The following is a 1,322-nucleotide window of genomic DNA, read 5'->3' as shown; positions in this document are numbered from 1 at the left end:
CGTTGACTCATAGAAAACCTCCGCGTAGCCGTATACGTTGCCTCATTTGATTTCCTCCGCGTCGGCGTGGCTTGAAATCCGGGTTTGCGGTGTCGGATACGCCTGTTTCCATGGAGCTGACGATGGCGCAACGACAGGCAGTGGTGAAGAAGCGGGCCCTGGCCTACAAGAGGTCTCCGCGGGCCGTGAAGACCCGGATCCTGGACGAGTTGGTCGAGTTAACGGGCTGGCACCGGGACTACGCGAGGGCGGCGTTGCGACACGCGTTGAATCCTCCACCACTACGACCGCGGACTGGCAGGCGCCCGCTGTACGGGCCCGACCTCGTGCCTGCGCTGGTGTTGTGCTGGTCGGTGCTGCGGGCCCCGGCAGGAAAGCTGCTGGCCCCGATGATGCCGACCCTGGTGCCGCTGCTGCGCCGCGAGAAGGAGCTGGTGGTCACGGATGCGCAGGCCGCCTTGCTGGTGCGGATGAGCGCGTCCACGATCGACCGCAAGCTCAAGGGCGCCCGCTCCACGATGCTCCCGCACGGGCGCACCCACACCAAGCCCGGATCCTTGTTGAAGTCGCAGATTCCCATGCGGACCTGGGCCGAATGGGACGACGCCGTGCCGGGGTTTGTCGAGATCGACCTGGTCGCCCACGACGGCGGGAACGCCTCCGGGGAATACTGCTTCACCCTGACGGTGACGGACATTTCCACGGGCTGGACCGTCAACCGCTCGGTGCGGAACAAGGCCGAGAAGTGGGTGTTCGAGGCCCTGCAGTACGTGATGGGGGTCTTTCCATTCCCGATCATCGGGATCGATAGCGACAACGGCAGCGAGTTCATCAACAACCACCTCTACGACTACTGCCTCGAGCACAAGATCACGTTCACGAGGTCCCGGCCCTACAACAAAAATGACGGCGCACATGTGGAGCAAAAGAACTGGGCACGGGTCCGTGAACTCGTCGGCTATCTGCGCTACGACACCGCGGCGGAGCTGGCCGTACTCAACGAGATCTGGGAATTGGACCGGCTCTTCACGAACTACCTGCTGCCCCAGCAAAAACTGGTCTCCAAGCAGCGCTACGGGGCAAAAGTCATCAAGCACTACGACACCCCGGCGACCCCGCACCAACGCGCCATCAAGGACCCCAGGGTCCGCAAGCGCCCGATCATCACCATGAATGCCGCCTTCAAACGGATCAAGCCGGCGCACCTCCAACGCGAGATCCTCCGCCTGACCGGCGAGCTGGAAAAGCTCTCCCTGGCCAAGAAAACCCCGCCGGCCAAACCGCCTGTCAATACCTGGTGGAACAAAAGGTCCTAGCGGAGG

The 1,322-nt window shown here is 63.0% G+C and carries 1 protein-coding gene; it reads left to right on the top strand.

Features of this window, described 5'->3' with window-relative positions; all coding sequences use genetic code 11:
- Positions 1–122 precede the first annotated feature (122 nt).
- Positions 123–1,316, top strand: coding sequence for an integrase catalytic domain-containing protein (locus tag G6N77_RS19480; RefSeq protein WP_165183826.1), 1,194 nt, complete (start codon positions 123–125; stop codon positions 1,314–1,316).
- The last annotated feature ends 6 nt before the right edge of the window (positions 1,317–1,322 follow it).

It is taken from the genome of Arthrobacter silviterrae (assembly GCF_011045165.1).
Taxonomy (GTDB): Bacteria; Actinomycetota; Actinomycetes; order Actinomycetales; family Micrococcaceae; genus Specibacter; species Specibacter silviterrae.
Note: the sequence above shows the minus strand (reverse complement) of the source record. Positions and strands in the feature narration are given on the sequence as shown.